Annotated in this window: 14 protein-coding genes; 6 read left to right on the top strand and 8 right to left on the bottom strand. The window is 67.6% G+C overall.

The window, feature by feature from the left end:
• Positions 1-13: 13 nt before the first annotated feature.
• Both KF796_02530 and KF796_02525 read right to left on the bottom strand, forming a co-directional pair.
• Positions 14-1534, bottom strand: a complete 1521-nt coding sequence (locus KF796_02530) for a DUF4178 domain-containing protein (protein ID MBX3585494.1) — start codon at positions 1532-1534, stop codon at positions 14-16.
• Between the two features lie 17 nt (positions 1535-1551).
• Positions 1552-2586: an SPFH domain-containing protein gene (locus KF796_02525; GenBank protein MBX3585493.1), complete on the bottom strand. Its 1035-nt coding sequence runs from the start codon at positions 2584-2586 to the stop codon at positions 1552-1554.
• 232 nt (positions 2587-2818) lie between these two features.
• On the opposite strand from KF796_02525, the gene KF796_02520 reads away from it, so the two are divergent.
• From KF796_02520 to KF796_02505, 4 genes are all read left to right on the top strand, one after another.
• A complete protein-coding gene (locus KF796_02520) occupies positions 2819-5152 on the top strand; it encodes an NADP-dependent malic enzyme (GenBank protein MBX3585492.1) in 2334 nt (777 codons plus the stop codon).
• 192 nt (positions 5153-5344) lie between these two features.
• Positions 5345-5755 carry a ribonuclease gene (locus tag KF796_02515; GenBank protein ID MBX3585491.1) on the top strand — a complete coding sequence of 137 codons (411 nt, stop codon included), beginning with the start codon at positions 5345-5347 and terminating at the stop codon, positions 5753-5755.
• A 3-nt stretch (positions 5756-5758) separates the two neighbouring features.
• Positions 5759-6202, top strand: coding sequence for a barstar family protein (locus KF796_02510; protein ID MBX3585490.1), 444 nt, complete (start codon positions 5759-5761; stop codon positions 6200-6202).
• The gene (locus KF796_02505) at positions 6181-6402 is read left to right on the top strand and encodes a hypothetical protein (protein ID MBX3585489.1); all 222 of its coding nucleotides are present in this window, start codon (positions 6181-6183) and stop codon (positions 6400-6402) included. Before KF796_02510 ends, KF796_02505 begins: the two co-directional genes overlap by 22 nt.
• Positions 6403-6483: 81 nt before the next feature.
• Here KF796_02505 and rsmA read toward each other — a convergent pair whose 3' ends face one another.
• From rsmA to KF796_02490, 3 genes are all read right to left on the bottom strand, one after another.
• The gene (gene rsmA, locus KF796_02500) at positions 6484-7248 is read right to left on the bottom strand and encodes a 16S rRNA (adenine(1518)-N(6)/adenine(1519)-N(6))-dimethyltransferase RsmA (GenBank protein ID MBX3585488.1); all 765 of its coding nucleotides are present in this window, start codon (positions 7246-7248) and stop codon (positions 6484-6486) included.
• Between the two features lie 133 nt (positions 7249-7381).
• Positions 7382-8755: a peptidylprolyl isomerase gene (locus KF796_02495; protein MBX3585487.1), complete on the bottom strand. Its 1374-nt coding sequence runs from the start codon at positions 8753-8755 to the stop codon at positions 7382-7384.
• Between the two features lie 6 nt (positions 8756-8761).
• Positions 8762-11083: an LPS-assembly protein LptD gene (locus KF796_02490; GenBank protein MBX3585486.1), complete on the bottom strand. Its 2322-nt coding sequence runs from the start codon at positions 11081-11083 to the stop codon at positions 8762-8764.
• Between the two features lie 18 nt (positions 11084-11101).
• Between KF796_02490 and KF796_02485 the strand changes: the two genes are divergently transcribed.
• Both KF796_02485 and KF796_02480 read left to right on the top strand, forming a co-directional pair.
• On the top strand, positions 11102-12223 hold the full coding sequence (locus KF796_02485) for a phosphotransferase (GenBank protein ID MBX3585485.1): 1122 nt from the start codon (positions 11102-11104) through the stop codon (positions 12221-12223).
• Between the two features lie 68 nt (positions 12224-12291).
• Positions 12292-13008, top strand: a complete 717-nt coding sequence (locus KF796_02480) for a 16S rRNA (uracil(1498)-N(3))-methyltransferase (protein MBX3585484.1) — start codon at positions 12292-12294, stop codon at positions 13006-13008.
• Position 13009: 1 nt separating this feature from the next.
• Here KF796_02480 and KF796_02475 read toward each other — a convergent pair whose 3' ends face one another.
• The 3 genes from KF796_02475 to KF796_02465 all read right to left on the bottom strand — a co-directional run bounded on the left by KF796_02475 (position 13010) and on the right by KF796_02465 (position 16597).
• Positions 13010-13495 (bottom strand): DUF1850 domain-containing protein, encoded by a 486-nt coding sequence (locus tag KF796_02475; GenBank protein MBX3585483.1) that lies wholly within the window; start codon positions 13493-13495, stop codon positions 13010-13012.
• Between the two features lie 5 nt (positions 13496-13500).
• Positions 13501-15552, bottom strand: a complete 2052-nt coding sequence (locus KF796_02470) for a TRAP transporter permease (protein ID MBX3585482.1) — start codon at positions 15550-15552, stop codon at positions 13501-13503.
• An 85-nt stretch (positions 15553-15637) separates the two neighbouring features.
• On the bottom strand, positions 15638-16597 hold the full coding sequence (locus KF796_02465; protein ID MBX3585481.1) for a TAXI family TRAP transporter solute-binding subunit: 960 nt from the start codon (positions 16595-16597) through the stop codon (positions 15638-15640).
• Between the last annotated feature and the right edge of the window lie 72 nt (positions 16598-16669).

Here is a 16669-nt window from a genome sequence, read left to right as displayed (position 1 = left end):
CCAGAAATGAACTTCATTTGTGACTCCCCCCGCTTGAGAACCCGCCGAACGAGCCGCCGCTGCTGCGCCAGCTGCTGCCCGAACTGCTGCAGTTCTCGCGCTGCGGATCGCAGGACATGCAGGCCCGCAGCAGCACCAGGAACAGCAGGATCACGATGAACATGACCACCACCGTACCGCAACCCACGCCCGAGGTGCTGGTGGGCCCGGCATCGGCGCGCGCCAGGTCCGCCTTGCGGCCCTCGAGCTTGAAGGCCTTGGCGACCGCGTCGCTCTCCATCTTGCTGCCCACCGACCAGGTGATCTCGGTGGGCGTCTGCTCCATGGACAGCAGGCCGCGGCCCTTGGCAAAGTCGCGGTTGAAGGTCTTCTGGCCCCGCGACACCGGCCAGTAGAACTCGCCGGCCACGTAGGTGGTCTCGGCCTGGTAGCTGTATTGCAGTGCGTAGGTGGTGCCCAGGTAGCTGGCGCTCTTGGCGCCCGGCGACAGCACCGGCGCGCCGGTGGTCGGCTTGACCATGCTCCAGCCTTCCTCGGTATCCACCAGGAAGCTGAAGCCGCGCTTGGGGTGGTACAGCAGGTATTCGTCCCAGCCAAAGTGCTCGGCATCTTCCTCCTGCGGGTCGTGGCCCAACCGGTGCTGGAAGCCCACGACCTGCCAGTGCACGCCCTGAAGCGAGCCCACCGAGCCCAGTGCAATGAGCGGCTGCACCGGCTCGTCCTGCTGCGCATGCCGCAGTTCGGCGCCCGTGCCCGACGCGAGGTCGATCAGGCTGTGGCACGAGTTGCAGGTGATGCTCCTGCTGTTGGCCAACGCGACCGAGACCGGCGCCCCGCAGTGGGGGCAGGCAAACTCGCGGCCCCGTTCTGCCTTGACGAATTCGTCGCGCAGGCCGCTGAGCTGGAGCGACTCCAGCAGCACGGTGCGGCCCCGCGACACCGCCGGCGGCTGGGTCCCGTAATCAAAGCTGAGCACCTCGCCGTCGGCGCTGCGCAACTCCACCATGGCAAAAGGCCGGCCCAGCTCGGGCAGGCGCGGCAGCTCGCCCTCGGCGGCAATGAGGGTTACCTGGTCATTGAGCGCCACGCTGAAGGGCTTGCCACCAAAAGCCGTGGTGGCCCCCACGCGGAAGCGGTCGGCCGAGGGCACATCGCGCAGCAGCGAAGCGGGCAGCGAGAACACATAGGCGCCGTTGTCCTCGCCCAGCAGGCCGGTGCTGCCGTCGTCGAACAGCGCGTTCCACTCGGTCCAGGTGCCGGTGGGCGCGCGGTACTGCAGGCGGCCCACCAGGGTGAATTTACGCGGCCGGTCCTGCAGCGTGATGCTGCCACTGGCCTGCAGCTGCAACGGGCTGTGGTCGTCGAACAGCTCGGCCATCTTGCCCAGCCGCGACAGCACTTCGCCGCTGCGCACCACCGTGCTGCGGCAATAGGCGCAGACCGCATGGGTGGACTGGGCGCTGCGGAACTCCACCGGGGCGCCACAGCCCGGGCAGGGCGCGCGGTAGCTGCGAAGAGGGCTTGGATCAGCCACGAGGCCGCGGCGTCAGGTCAGACGAGCTTCTTGAGCAGCTCGGCCTTCTTGGCGTCGAACTCTTCCTGCGTGAGGATGCCCTTGGTCTTGAGCTCGCCCAGCTTTTCCAGCGTGGCCATGATGTCATCGGGCCTGACGGCGGCAACGCCCGGCTGTGCAGCGGCTGCCTGGCTCTGGTTAAGCCCCTGCGAAAGGTTTTGCGCCAGCACCTGGCCCAGCGCCACCCCGGCGCCCAGGCCCATGGCGTCGCCGGCCACCCCGCCACCGCCGCCGGCACCTTCGGCAAACTTGGGAATGGCCTGCGCCGTCTGGTACTGCATGAACTTGCCCATGTCGTTGCCGACCATGCCCATGCCGATCTTCTGGTCCAGGATTTTCTGCAGTTCCTCGGGCAGCGACACGTTCTGCACCGTCATGCCTTCGAGCTTGAGGCCGATCGCCGCGAACGCCGGCGTGAGCTCGGCCGACAGGGCCTTGGCAAACTCGATCTGGTTGGCCGCGAGGTCGAGGAAGGGAATGCCGCTTTGCGCAATCCCGTCCGACAGGTGCTGCAGCACCAGGCCGCGCAGCTGGCCGTCCAGGTCGGCCACTTCATAGCGCTCGCGCGTGCCCGAGATTTCGGTGTGGAACAGCTTGGGGTCGGCCACTCGGAAGCTGTAGTTGCCAAAGGCGCGCAGGCGGATGGCGCCGAAGTCCTTGTCGCGGATGGTCACGGGCTGGGGCGTGCCCCACTTCTGGTCCACCTGCTGGCGCGTGCTGAAGAAATACACGTCGCTCTTGAACGGGGACTCGAACAGCTTGTCCCAGTTCTTGAGGTAGGTCAGCACCGGGATGGTCTGGGTGGTGAGCTTGTACATGCCGGGGCCGAACACGTCGGCCACCTTGCCCTCGTTGACAAACACCGCCATCTGCGACTCGCGCACGGTCAGCGAGGCGCCGTACTGGATCTCCATGTCGCGCATCGGGAAGCGCCAGGCCAGCGTGCCATCGCCCTCCTCCGTCCACTGGATGATGTCGATGAACTGTTTCTTGATGAAATCCATCAGCGCCATGGCGTCCTCCTGTGGTCAAAAAGGTCGGCTGATGATACCCGTGCGCCGGGTCAACATGCCGGGAGTTGGGTCCGGCGCCGATCTTTGCCAAAAAGTCAAAAGCGCCCCACCCTTTACGCAGAATCCCGTACTAGGGTTTTCCCGCGCCCACGTCTACAATCGCGTTCCCTTACAAAAGCTGACGGCACGCCGATCCCGGGCGTAAGCTGTTGGTCCCAGGAGACCTGACAACATGCCCGCGACCCCCCCGGTGAACCCCGAAGACAAACGCTCTGAACTGCGCCGCGCCGCGCTCGAATACCACGAGTTCCCGACCCCCGGCAAGATCGCCATTGCGCCCACCAAGCAGCTGGTCAACCAGCACGACCTGGCCCTGGCCTACTCGCCCGGCGTCGCCGCGCCCTGCGAGGAGATCGTCAAGGACCCGGCCAACGCCTTCAAGTACACCAGCCGGGGCAACCTGGTGGCGGTGATCACCAATGGCACGGCGGTGCTGGGCCTGGGCGACATCGGCCCGCTGGCGTCCAAGCCGGTCATGGAAGGCAAGGGCGTGCTGTTCAAGAAGTTCGCCGGCGTGGACGTGTTCGACATCGAGATCAACGAGAAAGACCCGGCCCGGCTGGTCGAGGTGATTGCCGCGCTCGAGCCCACCTTCGGCGCCATCAATCTGGAAGACATCAAGGCCCCCGACTGCTTCTACGTCGAGCGCGAACTGCGCAAGCGCATGAAGATCCCCGTGTTCCATGACGACCAGCACGGCACCGCCATCACGGTGGCGGCCGCCATGGTCAATGGCCTCAAGGTGGTGGGCAAGGACATCACGCAGGTCAAGCTCGTGACCTCGGGCGCCGGCGCGGCGGCCCTGGCCTGCCTGAACCTGCTGCTCAAGGTGGGCCTGCGGCGCGAGAACGTCTATGTCACCGACCTGGCCGGCGTGGTGTACGAGGGCCGCACCGAGCTGATGGACGAGGACAAGATCCTGTTCGCGCAGAAAACCCCGGCGCGCACGCTGAGCGAAGTCATCGAAGGCGCGGACGTGTTCCTCGGCCTGTCGGCGGGCGGCGTGCTCAAGCCCGCGATGGTGGCGAAGATGGCGCCCCGTCCCGTGATCTTTGCCCTGGCCAACCCCAACCCCGAAATTTCCCCCGAGGATGCGCACGAGGTGCGCAATGACGTGGTCATGGCCACGGGCCGCACGGACTACCCCAACCAGGTCAACAACGTCCTGTGCTTCCCCTACATTTTCCGCGGCGCGCTCGACTGCGGCGCCACCACGATCACCGACGAGATGGAAATCGCGGCCGTGCACGCGATTGCCGAACTGGCGCAGGCCGAGCAGAGCGAAGTGGTGGCCGCCGCCTACCAGGGCCAGCAACTGGCGTTCGGGCCCGAGTACCTGATCCCCAAGCCGTTTGACCCCCGTCTCATGATGAAGATCGCGCCGGCGGTGGCCAAGGCCGCGGCCGACAGCGGCGTGGCCTCCCGCCCGATCGCCGACATGGACGCCTACCGCGAACGGCTGCAGAGCTTTGTCTACGCCTCGGGCACCACCATGAAGCCCATCTTCATGGCCGCCAAGGCGGCTGGCAAGAAGCGCGTGGCCTACGCCGAAGGCGAGGAAGAGCGTGTGCTGCGGGCCGCGCAGATTGTGGTGGACGAATGCCTGGCGCGCCCGACGCTGATTGGCCGGCCCGCCATCATTGCCCAGCGTGTCGAGAAGTTCGGCCTGCGCCTGCGCGAGGGCCAGGACTACGACGTGGTCAACGTCGAGCAGGACCACCGCTACCGCGACTTCTGGCAGACCTACCACCGCATGACCGAGCGCAAGGGCGTGACCGCCCAGATGGCCAAGATCGAGATGCGCCGCCGCCTCACGCTGATTGGCGCCATGCTGCTGCACAAGGGCGACGTGGACGGCATGATCTGCGGCACCTGGGGCACCACCGCGATGCACCTGCACTACATTGACCAGGTGATCGGCAAGCGCGCGGGCGGCAGCCCCAGCACGCCGCAAGACGTGCAGATCTACGCCTGCATGAACGGCCTGATGCTGCCCGGCCGCCAGGTGTTCCTGGTCGACACCCATGTCAACTACGACCCCACCCCGGCCGAGCTGGCCGAAATCACCGTGATGGCGGCCGAGGAAATGATGCGCTTCGGCCTCAAGCCCAAGGCCGCGCTGCTGAGCCATTCCAACTTCGGCAGCAGCAACCAGCCCAGCGCCATCAAGATGCGCCGCACCCTGGAGCTGCTGCGCCAGGAGGCGCCCTGGCTCGACGTGGACGGTGAAATGCACGGCGATGTGGCGCTGGACGGCGCCGCCCGGCAGGCCATCATGCCGCACAGCACCCTGTCAGGGGACGCCAACCTGCTGGTGCTCCCGAACATCGATGCAGCCAATATTTCTTACAACCTGCTCAAGACGGCGGCCGGCGGCAACATTGCCGTGGGCCCGGTCCTGCTGGGCGCCGCCAAACCGGTGCATGTGCTCACACCGAGCACCACGGTGCGTCGCATCGTCAATATGACGGCTTTGACCGTGGCCGACGCCAACGCTGCTCGGTGAGCCGGATTTAGATAGCTGGTACTAACTTATTTTTGTCAATTGCCGGTAAAGACCCCTCAGCGGCTGCTCAAAATTTGGGCAGCCGCTTGCGCTTTCAGGGCAGATCGGTCACACTACCGCTCTTGAATTTCCGGGTTTACCCGGGGTTTGATCGGCGTCCCCAGAACAACAGGTTTCCACAAGGTTCCGCCCATGGCGCGTCGTTTCGCCGCTGTCAAGTTTGCACTCACTAGCTTTTTACTGGCCACGGTTTTCACCGTCCCCAGTGTGGTGCATGCCAAGGGCCCGCGAACTGACGGACTCGCCAACAGCAGCTCAGCCACGGTCAGCCTGGCCGAGTTGCCGCGGCAGGGCCGGGAAACTTTTGAACAGATCCGCCAGGGCGGACCGTTCTCGTACGGCAAGGATGGCACGGTGTTCGGCAACCGCGAGCGCAAGCTTCCGGGCCAGCCGCGGGGTTACTACCGCGAGTACACCGTCAAAACGCCAGGTTCGCGCGACCGGGGAGCCCGGCGCATTGTGTGCGGCGGTCCGCCCCGGACGCCGGACGCGTGTTATTACACCGCCGACCATTACGCGAGCTTTCGCAGGATTGTGGAGTAGCCAATGAAGCGGGATTTGTTTTTGACTATGGAAAGAGAAGCGGAGATGGATACACCACTTCGTACCGTAAGGACCAACATCGTGCAGTCGATCCGCGCCTTCAGGGTGCAGGACCTGCAGGAAGCCGCGCAGGCGCTCGGCCAGCATTTCCTCTATGCCAACCTGGCCACGGCCCAGAGCAAGCAGGACGTGCTGGACCTGATCGCCCAGCAGTTCACCTTCCCGTCGCACTTCGGCAAGAACTTCGACGCGCTGTATGACTGCATGACCGACCCGCTGCACAAGTCGGGCCCGCAGCCGGGCTTCATCGTGGTGCTGGAGCAGATTCCGGCCAACGCCAAGTTCGACAAGGAAGCACGCGAGCAGCTGCTCGACATCTTCCGTGACACCGCGGATTACTGGGCGGACCGGAAGATACCCTTCCGATGCTTCTATTCTTTTCTGTAGCCCGTTCTGCGCAAAACAGCCAAGCAGAACGGGCGAATGAGGCTCAGAAAACCGAAGGCCAGGCCAGCGCCCCCTCCGGCATCGAACTGATCACCGAGAACGGCGAGAAGATGCCCACCGACAAGCTGGTGGACGTGTCGCCGCTGGCGCTGCGCATGAGCAGCCCTTTCAACGCCGGGTACTGGCTCGCCGCCGCCTGAACCTGGCTCGCGCCAGGCCCGACCGGGGGCGGTGCCACGGCACCCCTCTGGAATTGAGAACCCGTCCTTGCGACGGGTTTTTTATGGGGCGAGCGACTGGGCCAGCGCCACGTATTCGGCGACCGGCACTTCCTCGGCACGCCGGTGCAGGTCGAAGGTGCCAGCAAAATTCTTCTGCTCCAGCCACCGGCCCAGCGAATGCCGCAGCAGCTTGCGCCGCTGGCTGAAGGCCACCTGCACCAGCTCGCTGAGCAGCTTGACGTCCACCGCCGGCGGGTCGGCCAGCGGCACCATGCGCACCACGGCACTGTCAACGCGCGGCGGCGGATCAAACGACTCGGGCGGCACGAACAGCACGTTGTCCATCGCGTAGCGCCACTGCAGCATCACGCTCAGGCGGCTGTAGTCGCTGGTGGCGGGCGAAGCGACCATGCGGTCGATCACTTCCTTTTGCAGCATGAAGTGCTGGTCCTCGACCACGGCCACATGGCCCAGCAGGTGGAACAGGATGGGGGTGGAGATGTTGTAGGGCAGGTTGCCGGCGACCCGGATCTTCGGCGCGCCCAGGTTGGCGGCCACCTGCGCAAAGTCCACCTTGAGCACATCGGATTCAATGACGTCGAGCTGGCCATGCAGGCGCAGCCGCAACGCGAGGTCCCGGTCCAGCTCGATCACGGTCAGCCGCCCGGCCCGCTCCACCAGCGGCTGGGTCAGCGCGGCCAGCCCCGGGCCGATCTCCACCAGCGCCTGCCCCGGCTGCGGCGCGATGGCGCGCACGATGGCGTCGATGATCCCCGCGTCGGTCAGGAAATGCTGGCCGAACCGCTTGCGCGCCACGTGCTTCATGGGCTCGGCACCTCAAACGCAGCGGGCAAGCGTGGGGGCATGTTTTCCCGCCGGGCCGCCCCAAGGGACAATGCGGCCCCCTCGGGGGGCAGCGCGCCACACGCAGTGGGCAAGCGTGGGGGCGCCATCAAGTTCACAAGGGCGGTTCGCGCAGTTCGACGTAGGCGCGCCCGCGCACCTCCTGCGCCCAGTTGGCATAGGCCTCGTCGAGCTTCTTTTCGCGCACCAGGTTGCGCGCGATCTCGCGTTGCTCGCGCTGGCTCAGCGTGGTCTGGCGGCGCTCCAGCAGCTGGATCAGGTGCACGCCAAAGCGCGAGACGATGGGCTGGGAGATCTGCCCGGGCTTGAGGTCGGCCAGGGCGTCCTCGAACTCGGGCACGAACAGCCCGGGGTTGGCCCAGCCCAGGTCGCCGCCGTTGCGGGCACTGGCATCCTGCGAATTCTCGCGCGCCAGCTGGGCAAAGTCGGCCGTGCCGGCCTCGATGCGCTTGCGGAAATCCGCCAGCCGTTCACGCGCGGCCGACTCGCTGAGCTGCGCGCTGGGCCGCAGCAGGATGTGCCGCGCGTGGTTCTGGGTGACGTGCACGCCGGGCATGCCGGCCTGACGTTTTTCGACCACCTTGAGGATGTGGAAGCCCGCGCCCGAGCGCACCACGTCGCTCACGCCCCCTTCGGGCAGCGGCTGGGCCGCGTTGACAAAAATCTGCGGATAGCGGTCGGCCGGCCGCAGGCCCATCTGCCCGTCCGAGGTCGCGGCGCCCGGCGCGTCGGAAAACTCGCGGGCCAGCTTGCCAAAGTCTTCGCCGGCGCGGGCCCGCGCCTGCACGCCCGCGGCACGCGCCTGCAAGGCCGCCACCTGGGCCGGCGTGGCGTTCTCGGGCACGGCCACCAGCACCTGGGCCAGGTTCAGCTCCATGGTGGCAAGGTCGTCACTGCCCTTCTGTTCCTGGATGAACTGGTCCACCTCCAGATCGGTCACCTTCACGCGCGGCTCCACTTCGCGGTCGCGCAGGCGCGTGAGCAGCAGCTGGTTGCGCAGCTCGTCGCGGAACTGGCTGACCGGAATGCCATCGGCCGCCAGGCGGCGGTGCAGCTCGGGCACGGTGATCTGGTTCTGCCGCGCGACGTTGTCCTCGGCCTGGTCCACCGAGACCTCGTCCACCTTGACCCCGGTCTCGCGGGCCAGTTGCAGCTGCGCCTTTTCGCTGATCATCCGCTCCAGCACCTGGCGTGCGAGCACGTTGCGCGGCGGCAGGGCGCCGCCTTGCTGCGCCAGCTGCTGCTCGATGCGGACCAGGCGCGACCGCACCTCGTTGTTGGTGATCGGCTCGCTGTTGACCACTGCCACGATGTAGTCCGCCAGGCGCGGTCCCGCCGCCGGCTGGGCCGCGGCCGGCGGGCGGCTGGCGCCGATCTGCGGCGACACGCGCAGGCCCTGGGCCCCGGCGGCCGGGACGGTCAGGGCGGCAACAAGGGCCAGCGTCAGTGCGGATGCGCGTTGTTTCATGGAAGCTCACTCGTAATTGCTGTAACGGCTGGGGGCCGTGGTCTGCTCGCGCAGGTACTGGTAGCGGGGGATATTGTCCTTCAGCGTCTGCAGCGCATTGGAACCCAGCCGGGTGAAGCCAATGAATTCCAGCTGGAACAGGATGCGCTTGTTGGCTGACGAGGTGCTGCTTTGCAGCCGTTCCACCACGATGCGGCCCAGCCAGCACCCTGCATCGTACTCAAAACCGATCACCGAATCGACCAGCTTGCGGTCCTGCAGGCTGTAATTGAGCCGGCCCACGCTGTACCAGCGGCCCTCGCCGCCGGTGACATTGCCGATCGGCCACTGCCAGCCCATGTCGATCTGCTCGCTCAGGCCGCGCTGCAGGCGGTAGGCCGCGCTGATCACACGGTAGCTGCCGGGGTTGTATCGCCCGCCCAGGGTCGAGCGGATCGAGCGCCGGGTCTTGGGGTTGTACTGCACGGTGGACTCGAAGCTCCACTTCGGGTCCCAGTTGACCGAGGCGCCCAGCAGCACGTCCGACAGCCGCTCACTGACCGGCGTTCCGCCCGGCAGCGTGACCCTCTGGTCCTTGAAGCGAAGGCGCTGGGCGATGCCAAAGCGCGCCGCCTCGGCGCCGGTGGCCGGGTCGAGCAGGCGCGTGGTCGCGCCCAGGGTCAGCAGGTTGTTGTCGGAGATGCGGTCGTTGCCGCCAAAGGCGTTCTCGGTGTAGATGGTCGCGAAGTTGAAGTCGTTGGCGGCCGAGTCGTAGTTGGGCAGCAGGCTCTGGTCACGGAACGGTGTGTACACGTAGAACGCCCGCGGCTCCAGCGTCTGGCGGAAGCTGCGCCCGAAATAGCTGGCATCACGCTCGAACACCAGGCCGCTGTCCAGGCTGAAGGTGGGCAGCACGCGGCTGGCCGAGGTGGCGCCGTTGGTCAGCGGCGCGTCGAACTGGTAGTTCGTGGAGTGCAGCTGCAGCTTCGGGATGGCAAACCAGCCCGGGGCCTGCCAGGGCCGGCTGATCTGGGCCAGTGCGTAGCTGCGCTTGGCATTGGGCTGCCCGGTGAGGGTGCGCTCGGCCTTGAACTGCGTGTAGTCCACCTCGGTGGACACATCCAGCCCCCCGGCCAGGTTGGTGCGCGCATAGCGGCCCGTGAGCTGCGGCAGCCGGTCGTAAGGCGGGACGATGGGCGAGGCCACGTCCTGCAGCGTCTGCCACTTGAGCGTGCGCGCCGCCAGCGAGAAGTTGCCGCGCGACCAGTACAGGTTGGCGTCATTGGCCAGCAGGCGCTGCGTGAGCGAGGTGGTGCCGCGCGAGAAGTCGCGCCAGTAGTTGTCGTCGCTGACGCGGTTGAGGTTGAGGTTGATGCCCAGCGTGCCGATGCCCGTCAGCCCGGTGCGCACCACGCCGTCATGCTGCAGCGCATAGCCCCAGCGGTCACGCGCGCGCAGGCTGTCGTTGGGCATGAAGTTGGCGCGCAGCTTGCCGCTGTAGTCCTGCTCGAGGTAGCGGAACTCGCCGCCCAGGTCCACGCCGCGCTTGGTCATAAGCGCCGGGAAAAACGTGGCATCGCGGTTGGGCGCGATGTTCCAGTAGTACGGCAGCGTGAGCTCCACGCCGTTGAGGTTGTCCAGCCCGATGGTGGGCGGCAGCAGCCCGGACTTGCGCTTGTCCGACAGCGGAAAGCTCAGCGACGGGATCGGCAGGATGGGCACGCCCAGAAACCGCAGCGAGGCGCCCGTGGCCTGGCCGGTCTCTTCCTCGTTGTCGATGCGGATGCTGGCCGCGCGCAGCACCCAGTCGGGCATCCAGCTCGGGCCCGGGCGGCGCTGGCAGGTGGTGTAAGTGGCGTTGCGGATGATCGCGCGCTTGTCATCCAGGAAGTCCACGCGCTCGGCTTCGCCATAGGCGTCGTTGCGCAGGAAGCGGTAGTGGGGCTCGGTGAAGAAGCCCTCGAACGCGTCCACCTTGAGTTCGAGCAGCGGCCCCTCGAAGGTGTTGCCGGCCCGGTTGATGTGCACATTGCCGCGCGCCTTGGCCAGGTCGTCGGGCTGGTAGTACTCGAGCCGGTCGGCGCGGATGGACAGGTCGCCGCGCCGCAGTTCGGCGTTGCCTTCGACCAGGGTGTCCAGGTCGGGGCTGCCCGAGAGCCGGTCGCCCGTCACATAGGTGGGCAGGCCCTTGCGCTCGGTTTCCGGAATGGTCTCGCGCAGCAGCGGGCTGGACTTGAGCTGCATGCCGCTCTCGCCCGCCGTCGCCTGGGCGCGGGCCAGCGGGTGGTGCATCAGGGCACAAGCCACGAGGGCCACAGGCGTCAAGGCAAAACGGGAGCAGGAGGGCATTTGTAGAATGGATTATCCATGAGCGCCCCTTTGACACCTCCCCTCGCCGCCCCCCTGAACCCCACCGCCGTCCATTGGGATGACCCTGCGCGCGAGGCGGCCTTTGGCCCCTGGCTGCAGGGCCTGGCCGCGGTGCACGGACTGCACCCCGCGAGCCTGCGCCCGGCCTCGGCCGACGCGAGTTTCCGGCGCTACCTGCGGGTGGATGCGCACGGGCAGGGCAGCTTCATCATCATGGACGCCCCGCCCGAGCGGGAAGACAGCGCCCCCTTCGTCAAGGTGGCCGGCCTGATGGCGCAGGCCGGCCTGCATGTGCCGCGCGTGCTGGCCTGGGACGAGGCCCTGGGCTTCATGCTGCTGGACGACCTGGGCACGCAGACCCTGATCGACGTGGTGGACCGTGACAACCCGCCCGCCAACCTGCCGCTGTACCAGCGCGCCGTGGACGCCCTGGTGGCCTGGCAGCAGGCCTCGCGCCCCGGCGTGCTGCCGCCCTACGACGCCGCGCTGCTGGCGCGCGAGCTGGCGCTGTTCCCGGACTGGTACCTCGAGAAGCACAAGGGCCTGACCCTCTCGCCGCGCCAGCGCGAGACGCTGGACAGCCAGTTCAGCCTGATCATCGAACGCAACCTGGCCGTGCCCGCGGTCTACGTCCACCGCGACTTCATGCCGCGCAACCTCATGATCCCGGGGGGCGCCGATGAGCCCCGACTGGGCGTGCTGGACTTCCAGGACGCGGTGTATGGCCCCATCACCTACGACATCGCCTGCCTGATGCGCGACGCCTTCCTGAGCTGGGAGGAAGACTTTGTGCTCGACGTCACGGTGCGCTACTGGCAGCAGGCGCGCAAGGCCGGGCTGCTGGGCGCGGCCAGCCCCTCGGGCTGGGGCGAGGACTTTGGCGAGTTCTACCGCGCCGTGGAGTGGATGGGCCTGCAGCGCCACCTCAAGGTCGCGGGCATCTTTGCGCGGCTCACGCTGCGCGACGGCAAGCCGCGCTACCTGGCCGACACGCCGCGCTTCATCGGCTACATCCGCGCCACCGCCAGCCGCTACCGCGAACTCACGCCCCTGCTGCGGCTGATCGACGAGGTCGAGGGCACGCAGGCGGCCACGGGCTTCGCTTTTGGCCGCGTTTAGAGTCAAAGAGGCCTGGAGTCCACTACTGGCGGCCACCACACGCTAGTAAATTCATAGCAAATCACCCCATGCCGCGCTTTCACTGCCCGCTGCCCCTGACCCCCGGCGCCCCGCTGGACCTGCCCGCGGGCGCCGCGCGCCATGTGCAGGTGCTGCGCCTGCAACCGGGCGGCACGGTCACGCTGTTCAACGGCGAGGGCGGCGAGTTTGAAGCCACCATCGAGCACATGGGCCGCAGCGACGTGCGGGTGCGGGTGGGCGCGCACAGCGCCGTGGAGCGCGAGGCCGCGCGCGCCGTGCACCTGGCCGTGGGCCTGATGGCCAGCGAGCGCATGGACTGGCTGGTCGAAAAGGCCACCGAACTGGGCGTGGCCAGCGTGCAGCCGCTGCTGGCGCAGCGCAGCGTGCTGCGCCTGAGCGGCGAACGCGCCGAGAAAAAACGCGCGCACTGGCAGGCCGTGGCCGTGGCCGCCTGCGAGCAGTGCGGGCGCAACCGCGTGCCCGTGCTGCACCCGGTGCGCAGCGCCGACGAGTGGCTGGCACAGGGCCTGGATGCGCAGGCCGGCCGCTTCTTCGTGCTCTCGCTCGCGGCGGACGCACAGCCACTGCAAGCCACCGAAGACGCGGGCGCGCGCGGCATCACCTTGCTGTCGGGCCCTGAAGGCGGCCTGAGCCCGGCCGAAGAAGCCCAGGCCCGCCAGACCGGCTTCCAGCCCCTGACGCTGGGCCCGCGCGTGCTGCGCGCCGAGACCGCGCCGCTGGCCGCGCTCAGCCGCCTGACCTGACTCAGCCGCCTGGCCTGGGCGCGCCGCCCTTCCAGGCCCGGCCCGCGATGTCGGCCGGGTCATTGCAGGGCCACAGCAGGGTCACGCCACCATCGGACGGCAGCAACTGCGACAGCGGACGGCACTGGCCGGCCACGCACCAGTCGTAGTCGGCCGTGTAGGGCGAGCGCGTGAGGCGCAGCACCTGCAGGGGCGGCGTGGTCGGCACATAGTCGTACCAGCCGTTGTGCAGCACGGCGCCCGCCGGCGGCTCCATGCCGGCGCCCGAGCCATGGACCCGCGCGCCCACCGCGCGCAGCAGCGGCGCCGACGCGGGCGCTCCGCCGGTCACGGCGTAGTCTTCTTCCCAGCGGATTTTCTCGATGGAGTGGGTCCAGGCCAGCGTGAAGCGCTGCACCGGCACAAACACCGGGGCCGGTGGCCTGACCGCAGGCGCGGCCGGCCCGCCCGTGGCGGCCGCCAGCGCCAGGCACACGCCAGCCAGCATCGCGCTCAGGCCCCGCCCGCCGGCAGGGCGCCGCGGGCCGTGCGGGCACGCCACAGGTGCCAGGCCAGCAGCGCGGCCGCGCCGGCCAGGCCCGCCTCGTCGGTCCAGGGCAGGGCCACCACCAGCAGGCTGGCCGCCACGATGGCCCAGCAGCGCTCAAACCAGTTCAGCGGCGCGGCCATGTAGCCAATGGCCCCCATGCCCCACAGGCCAATGGCCACCAGCGCCTTGAACACCACCCAGACCGTGGCCAGCCAGGTGCCACCCTGCAGCATCAGCGCCGGGCTGTAGACCGCCATGTAGGGCACGATGAAGCCCGCAATGGCCACGCGCAGCGCCTGCATGCCGATCTTCAGCCCGGTCTCCTTGGCAATCGGCGCGGCCGCGAAGGCGGCCAGCGCCACGGGCGGCGTCAGGTCGGCCATGATGCCGAAGTAGAAGACGAACATGTGCGAGACGATCAGCGGCACACCCAGCTTGAGCAGGATGGGCGCCGCCAGCGAACTCGTGATGATGTAGTTGGGGATGGTGGGGATGCCCATGCCCAGGATCAGGCAGGTGACCATGGTCAGGAACAGCGCCAGGAACAGGCTCTTCTCGCCCAGCGAGATGATCTGGCCGCCGATCTCGGTGGCCACGCCGGTCAGGTTGATGATGCCGATGATCACCCCCACCAGCGCGCAGGCAATGGCCACGGGCAGGGCATGGCGCGCGCCATCCACCAATGCCGTGACGGCCAGCTTGCGGGCGTCGGCGCCGGTGCGGCGGATGAAGGTCAGCGCCACCAGCAAGGCCACCACCACGAAGAAGGTGCCCACGCCAAACTGGTAGAAACCGGCGCAGGCAAAGCCCAGCAGCACCCAGAACAGCACGCGCAGCGCCGTGGCCTGCACACCGGTGATGGCGGCCGCGCCAAAGATCAGCACCACCGTGAGGCCCAGGCCCACGGTGCCCGAGAACAGCGGCGTGTAGCCCGAGAACAGCAGCGCCACCAGGCCCAGCAATGGCAGCAGCAGATGCCACTGGCGCCGGATGGCGGCCCACGGGTCGGGGCACTCTTCCTTGGGCAGGCCGGTCAGGCCCTTGTGACCCGCTTCCAGGTGCACCATCCAGAAGGCGGTGATGAAGTACAGGATGGCCGGGATCAGCGCCGCCTTGCAGATCTCGATGTAAGGCACGTTGATGGTCTCGGACATGATGAACGCAACCGCGCCCATCACCGGCGGCATGATCTGCCCGCCCATGCTCGAGGTGGCCTCGACCCCGCCCGCGAAGGCACTGGAGTAGCCAAAGCGCTTCATCAGCGGAATGGTGAACTGCCCGGTGGTGACCACGTTGGCCACGCCCGAGCCGTTGATGGTGCCCATCAGGCCCGAGCTGACCACGGCCACCTTGGCCGGTCCGCCGCGCGTGTGGCCCACCGTGCCCATGGCGAAGTCGGTGAACAGGCTGATCATGCCGGCCTGCTCGAGAAACGCGCCAAACAGGATGAACAAAAAGATGTAGCTGGACGACACATAGGTCGGCGTGCCGTAGATGCCCTCGGTGCCGAACGACAGCGCGCTGACGATCTGGTCCACGCCAAAGCCGCGATGCGCCAGGCCCCCTGGCAGGTACTGGCCAAACAGGCCGTAGCCCAGGAACAGCAGGCAGATGAACGGCAGGGCCCAGCCCATCATGCGGCGCGCGGCCTCGAACACCAGCACCAGCGTGATCACGCCCACCACCCAGTCCCAGCGCGTGAGGTCGCCCGCGCGCTGCGTGAGGTCGGCCTCGAACACCCAGTGGTAGAAGCTCAGCACGAAGCCCGTGATGCCCATGGCCCAGGCCAGCGGGCGGAAGCCGCGCGTGCCGTCGCCCAGCCAGCCCGGCCTGATGGCAAACACCATGAGCAGCACGAAGCCCACGTGCACGGCGCGCACCACCTGGCTCGAGATCGGGCTGAAAGCGGCGGTGTAGATCTGGAACGACGAGAACGCCAGGGCGATCCAGAAGATGATGCCGCGCAGGCGGTCATCATGCGGCTCGGTGAGCTCGTGGGTGGCAGACGTGGTCATGGCGGGCTACCTGTGAATGAAAAAAGGGGAGAAGAGGCGAAAAAAAGGCCCGAGCAGGTCGGGCCGTCGACCGGAGGCCGGCCGCTTACTTCATCACGCCGACTTCCTTGTAGTAGCGCGCCGCGCCCGGGTGCACCGGCACCGGCATGCCCTTGACGGCGTTCTCGCGCTTGATCACCTTGGCCGCGTTGTGGGCCGCGTACAGGGTGTCGATGTGTTCATACATCTGCTTGGCCATCTGGTAGGCCAGTTCGTCGGACACGCCCGAATGGGTCACCAGGAAGTTGGGAATGGCGGCGGTGGCCACGTCGGCGGTCTGGCCGGCGTAGGTGTTGGCCGGGATCACGGCGGCCTGGTAGGCCTCGTCGCCGATCTTGGCGATCACGTCGGCGGGCACCGGCACCACCACGATCTTGACCGAGGTGGCCAGATCGCGGATCGAGGCCACACCCAGGCCGGCGGACTGCAGCGTGGCGTCGAGCTGGCGGTTCTTGATGAGCTCGACCGACTCGCCAAACGGCAGGTACTCGACCTTGGCCAGATCCGCATAGGTCAGGCCCGCGGCCTTGAACACGGCGCGTGCATTGAGTTCGGTGCCCGACTTGGCGGCACCGACCGAGATGCGCTTGCCCTTCAGGTCAGCCAGCGTCTTGATGCCCGAGTCGGCATTGGCCACGATCTGGATGTAGTTGCTGTAGGTGGCCGACAGGCCGCGCAGCTTGTCCAGCTTCTTGGGGAAGCCCGCTTCGGCGTCGCCCTGCCAGGCGTTGGAGACCGAGTCGGCCAGCGCCAGCGCCAGCTCGCCGCGGCCGGCCTGCAGCAGGTTGAGGTTTTCGGCCGAGGCCTTGGTCACCTGGGCCGTGGCCTTGGCGCCGGGAATGGCCTTGGCATAGATCTGGGACAGCGCCACGCCCATCGGGTAGTACACGCCGCTTTGGCCGCCGGTGAGGATGTTGATGAACTGCGCCTGCTGCGCTACGGCGGCGCCACTCACCACGGCGGCCCCAAGGGACAGGGCCAGTACAACGCGTCGGGTAATTTTCATGGGGTCTCCTGAGTGCAGTAAGAAAGAACGACAATTTAACCCCGTCCCCCATCCCTTGCGTCAGTAATTACC

Source organism: Ramlibacter sp. (genome assembly GCA_019635435.1).
Classification (GTDB): domain Bacteria; phylum Pseudomonadota; class Gammaproteobacteria; order Burkholderiales; family Burkholderiaceae_C; genus JAHBZM01.
This window is presented reverse-complemented; position numbering and strand designations above follow the sequence as displayed.

What these genes read in the sequence shown, in the direction of transcription:
- KF796_02475 (MBX3585483.1), bottom strand. Translation starts at nt 13,495, where the DNA reads ATGCTGGCTGGCGTGTGCCTGGCGCTGGCGGCCGCCACGGGCGGGCCG.
- KF796_02485 (MBX3585485.1), top strand. Translation starts at nt 11,102, where the DNA reads ATGAGCGCCCCTTTGACACCTCCCCTCGCCGCCCCCCTGAACCCCACC.
- KF796_02495 (MBX3585487.1), bottom strand. Translation starts at nt 8,755, where the DNA reads ATGAAACAACGCGCATCCGCACTGACGCTGGCCCTTGTTGCCGCCCTG.
- rsmA (MBX3585488.1), bottom strand. Translation starts at nt 7,248, where the DNA reads ATGAAGCACGTGGCGCGCAAGCGGTTCGGCCAGCATTTCCTGACCGAC.
- KF796_02470 (MBX3585482.1), bottom strand. Translation starts at nt 15,552, where the DNA reads ATGACCACGTCTGCCACCCACGAGCTCACCGAGCCGCATGATGACCGC.
- KF796_02525 (MBX3585493.1), bottom strand. Translation starts at nt 2,586, where the DNA reads ATGGCGCTGATGGATTTCATCAAGAAACAGTTCATCGACATCATCCAG.
- KF796_02520 (MBX3585492.1), top strand. Translation starts at nt 2,819, where the DNA reads ATGCCCGCGACCCCCCCGGTGAACCCCGAAGACAAACGCTCTGAACTG.
- KF796_02480 (MBX3585484.1), top strand. Translation starts at nt 12,292, where the DNA reads ATGCCGCGCTTTCACTGCCCGCTGCCCCTGACCCCCGGCGCCCCGCTG.
- KF796_02490 (MBX3585486.1), bottom strand. Translation starts at nt 11,083, where the DNA reads ATGCCCTCCTGCTCCCGTTTTGCCTTGACGCCTGTGGCCCTCGTGGCT.
- KF796_02515 (MBX3585491.1), top strand. Translation starts at nt 5,345, where the DNA reads ATGGCGCGTCGTTTCGCCGCTGTCAAGTTTGCACTCACTAGCTTTTTA.
- KF796_02465 (MBX3585481.1), bottom strand. Translation starts at nt 16,597, where the DNA reads ATGAAAATTACCCGACGCGTTGTACTGGCCCTGTCCCTTGGGGCCGCC.
- KF796_02510 (MBX3585490.1), top strand. Translation starts at nt 5,759, where the DNA reads ATGAAGCGGGATTTGTTTTTGACTATGGAAAGAGAAGCGGAGATGGAT.
- KF796_02505 (MBX3585489.1), top strand. Translation starts at nt 6,181, where the DNA reads ATGCTTCTATTCTTTTCTGTAGCCCGTTCTGCGCAAAACAGCCAAGCA.